Annotated in this window: 3 protein-coding genes and 2 tRNA genes; 3 read left to right on the forward strand and 2 right to left on the reverse strand. The window is 72.6% G+C overall.

Going from position 1 to position 4,215, the window contains the following annotated elements:
- Positions 1-115 precede the first annotated feature (115 nt).
- Positions 116-204: transfer RNA gene (locus tag C1729_RS13965), tRNA-Ser, on the forward strand.
- Positions 205-334: 130 nt separating this feature from the next.
- A tRNA-Arg gene (locus tag C1729_RS13970) sits at positions 335-410 on the forward strand.
- A gap of 49 nt (positions 411-459) precedes the next feature.
- Here the strand turns inward: C1729_RS13970 and ku are convergent.
- Complete coding sequence (ku, locus tag C1729_RS13975) at positions 460-1,263, reverse strand: non-homologous end joining protein Ku (protein WP_102510757.1); 804 nt, start codon at positions 1,261-1,263, stop codon at positions 460-462.
- A gap of 44 nt (positions 1,264-1,307) precedes the next feature.
- Here ku and ligD point away from each other — a divergent pair, with 44 nt between their 5' ends.
- Complete coding sequence (gene ligD, locus C1729_RS13980) at positions 1,308-3,971, forward strand: non-homologous end-joining DNA ligase (protein ID WP_102510758.1); 2,664 nt, start codon at positions 1,308-1,310, stop codon at positions 3,969-3,971.
- 24 nt (positions 3,972-3,995) lie between these two features.
- Here ligD and C1729_RS14685 read toward each other — a convergent pair whose 3' ends face one another.
- Positions 3,996-4,139, reverse strand: a complete 144-nt coding sequence (locus tag C1729_RS14685; RefSeq protein WP_165375530.1) for a hypothetical protein — start codon at positions 4,137-4,139, stop codon at positions 3,996-3,998.
- Positions 4,140-4,215: the final 76 nt, after the last annotated feature.

The raw sequence follows: 4,215 nt of genomic DNA on the forward strand, positions 1-4,215 counted from the left end.
CTCCCTCCGCCGACTTGTAGGTCTGTGGCACAGTTCGATGGTGCTGGGGGCCTACGAGTCGGGGAGGGTGCCCGGTTTGGAGCGTGCCGAGGCCTCCGATAGAGTGTGCTGGCCTGGAGACGTCGCATAGTCAGGTCTAGTGCGCCACCCTGCTAAGGTGGTAACGGGGTAACCCGTTCGAGGGTTCAAATCCCTCCGTCTCCGCTTCCGAAGGGCCCCGGTCGATGACCGGGGCCCTTCGACATCCCCGTGTGGCACGCACCACGCGCCGTCGATTTCGCGTCCCGGCCGCCCAGCCGCTATAGTCGACGAGGCCGCTTGCGAGAGCAGCCATGCGCCCGTAGCTCAACGGATAGAGCATCTGACTACGGATCAGAAGGTTGGGGGTTCGAATCCCTCCGGGCGCACCAGATCGAGAGCCACCCCGCGGGGTGGCTCTCGTCGTCTCCGGGGCAGGTCTCAGCTGGCCTTCTTGCGCTTCGAACGGGCGGCTTCGACGCTGCGCCGGAGTGCCTCCATGAGCGGCACGACGTCCGCCGACTCACCCTCCTCGGTCTCCCCGAACGTCTCGGCGGTGTCGAGCGTCTCGCCCTTGGCGAGCTTGGCCTCGACGAGCTTGCGCAGCTCGACCTGGTAGTCGTCGCTCACCGCGTCCGGGTCGAAGTCCTCGGCGTACGACTCGACGAGCGACTTCGCCATCTCGAGTTCCTTCGCCGAGACGCGCGCGCCCTTGCGACCCTCGAGCTCGCCCGGGTCACGCACCTCGTCAGGCCACAGGAGCGTCTGCACCGTGAGCATGTCACCACGCGCGCGCAGCGCGGCCAGGCGCGTGCGCTGCCGCAGCGCGAACCGCGCGACGGCGGTGCGGTCGGTCGACTCGAGGGCCTTGAGCAGCAGGGCGTACGGCTTGCGGGACGCAGGGTCCGCCTCGAGGAAGTACGTGCGGTCGAGAAGGATCGGGTCGATCTGATCCGAGGGCACGAAGCTCAGCACCTCGATCTCACGGCTGCGCTCGGACGGCAGCGACCCGAGCTCGTCGCGCGTGAGGACGACGGTGCGTTCGCCGTCGTCGTACGCCTTGTCGATGTGGTCGTAGTCGACGACCTCGCCGCACACCTCGCAGCGACGCTGGTAGCGGATGCGTCCGCCGTCGGCGTCGTGCACCTGGTGGAGCGGGACGTCGTGCTCCTCGGTCGCGCTGAAGACGCGCACGGGCACGCTCACGAGCCCGAACGAGATGGTGCCCTTCCAGATCGCCCTCATGCCTCCAGTGTGCGCCAGGTCACACCAGGGCGCAGCATGGGTGGATGGCAGGCACGCAGACGAAGGTCGGCCGACGCACCCTCCGGCTCACCAACCTCGACAAGGTCCTCTACCCAGCGACGAGCACGACGAAGGGCGAGGTGATCGACTACCTCGTCGCTGTCGCGCCCGTGCTCCTCCCGCACGCCGTCGACCGGCCCGTGACGCTCAAGCGCTGGGTGCACGGCGTCGGCACGGTCGACGAGCCGGGCGAGGTGTTCTTCCAGAAGAACGTGCCCGACGGCACGCCCGACTGGGTGCCGACGCACGACCTCGTCCACCGGAGCCGCACGACGACGTACCCCGTCCTCGACGAGGCCGACGGTCCCGCGATGCTCGCATGGTTCGGCCAGCTCGCCGGGCTCGAGCTCCACGTCCCGCAGTGGCGCGTCGCGCTCGACGAGGGCGCTGGCCACGACGTCGTCCACCACCCCGACCGGCTCGTCCTCGACCTCGACCCGGGCCCGGGCGCCGGCCTGCCCGAGTGCGTCGTCGTCGCGCACGCGTGCCGCGAGATCGTCGAGGGCATGGGGCTGACGATCCTGCCCGTGACGAGCGGCTCCAAGGGCATCCACCTGTATGCGGGGCTCGACGGGACGGCCTCGTCGGACCAGGTCTCGCAGATCGCGCACGAGCTCGCGCGCACGCTCGAGCAGGAGATGCCGAAGCTCGTCGTGAGCACGCAGAGCAAGGCGGAGCGCGCCGGTAAGGTGTTGCTCGACTGGAGCCAGAACAGCGGCGCGAAGACGACGGTCGCCCCGTACTCGCTGCGCGGCCGCGAACGGCCCACGGTTGCCGCGCCGCGCTCGTGGGACGAGCTCGACGACGACCTCGCGCACCTCTCGCCCGCGGACGTGCTGGGGCGCGTCGAGGAGATGGGCGACCTGCTCGCGCCGCTCGCGCCGCGTGCCGCGGCGCGTCCCTCCCGCTCACGCCGCGGCAAGGGCGTGCCCCGCGCGGAGGCCTCGGACGACGACGCGCCGGCGGGCGACGGGCCGTCGCGTGCGGGCGGCACGCGGGCGGGTGGAGAGCCCGCGGACGCGCGGCCGCCGTCGGGCACCGCGGACCGCCTCGCGACGTACCGGGCCAAGCGCGACCCGGCCCGCACGCCCGAGCCCTACCCGGACGCGTCCGCAGCCGCTCCATCCGGCCAGCCCGTGGCGGGCGACCAGCCCGCGGCCCGGGACATGTCGGCAGACGACGACACGACCGGGGACGCGGCGGCCGACGCTCGCCCGACGTTCGTCATCCAGGACCATCGCGCGCGCCGCCACCACCACGACTTCCGACTTGAGCACGACGGCGTGCTGCTCAGCTGGGCCCTGCCCCGCCTCACGCCCGCCGACCCGGCGCGCAACCACCTGGCCGTGCGGACCGAGGACCACCCGCTCGACTACGGTGCGTTCGAGGGCACAATCCCGCGCGGGGAGTACGGCGCCGGAGAGGTGCGCATCTGGGACGCGGGCACGTACGTCGCCGAGAAGATGCGCGACGACGAGGTCATCGTCGAGCTCACCGGCCGACCGGACGGCGGCCTCGCCACGGACGGCGGGCCGCAGCCACCCGTCATCGCGCTCATCCGCACGGACGGCGACACGTGGCTCGCCCACCGCATCGACCCCACGCGTCGCCGGCGCAGCGCCCGTCATCGGCCCGCCACGGCCAGCCCCCGCGCAGCCGCGGGTGGAGCGGCAACTGCCGCCGCAGGCGCCGAGCCGAGGCTCACAGAGCTGCGCCCCATGCTCGCGAGCCCGACGACGCAGGCCGAGCAGCGCCGCCTCGCGCACGAGGTCGAGCCCGGCGGCCCCTGGGCCGTCGAGATGAAGTGGGACGGCATGCGCGTCCTGTGCGCCACGAACCCGGACACGGACCGGATCGAGGTCCGCACCCGGTCCGGGGCGGACGTCACCACGTCGTTCCCCGAGCTCCGCGCGCTCCTTGAGGCCGTGCCCGTCCCCGCAGTCCTCGACGGCGAGGTCGTCGCGCTCGGCCCCACGGGCGCGCCCGACTTCGGCCTGCTCCAGAGCCGCCTCGGGCTCGAGGACGCACCCCCGCCCGGCTCCGTGCCCGTCGGCCTCCTCGTCTTCGACGTGCTCGAGGCGTCGGGCAACGACCTCACGGGCCTCCCGTACGACGCGCGCCGGGAGGCGCTCGCGACCGTGCTCACGCCGACCGGCGGAATCGCGATCTCCGACGTCGTCGACCTGCCGTGGCACGAGGCCCTCGCGACATCGCGCGAGCTCGGCCTCGAAGGGCTCGTGCTCAAGCGCCGCACATCGACCTACCAGGCAGGACGGCGCTCGCGGGACTGGCGGAAGGTCAAGCACGTCGAGCACGCCGACGTGCTCGTCGTCGGCTGGTCCCCCGGCGAGGGCGACCGGGCCTCGACGCTCGGCTCGCTGCTGCTCGCCGAGCGCGACGGCGATGGTGTGCGGTACGTCGGTCGCGTCGGCACGGGCTTCCGCGACGCGACGCTCACGCGTCTGGCCGCGACGCTCACCGCCGACGAGACGGACACGCCGCTGCTCGACGACGTGCCGCCCGACGTCGCCCGCAACGCCCGGTGGGTCGCTCACCCGGTCCCTGCAGAGGTCGAGCACTCGGGTCGCACACGCACGGGCAGCCTGCGTCACCCCGTGTGGCGCGGCCTGCGGCACGACCTTCGCTGAGGTCGTGCCGCAGGCCGCGCGTGATCAGCCGTCCGTCGCCGTCTCGTCGTCCGCGCCCTCTGCCTGGTTCGGCTGCTGGGGCCGGCGGTGTGAGCCGAGCTGCTCCGGGTCGGCGTCCGGGTCCGAAGCCGGGTCGTACGCGCCGTTCTCCTCGGGTGTCGTCGTCATGGTCGGTACCTCTCTCTCGGTGGGAACTGGGTCTGTGGGGGGGGTCTCTTTTACACCTCTGACGCTGCCGACGGAG

This window comes from Sanguibacter massiliensis, from assembly GCF_900240335.1.
Lineage (GTDB): Bacteria > Actinomycetota > Actinomycetes > Actinomycetales > Cellulomonadaceae > Flavimobilis > Flavimobilis massiliensis.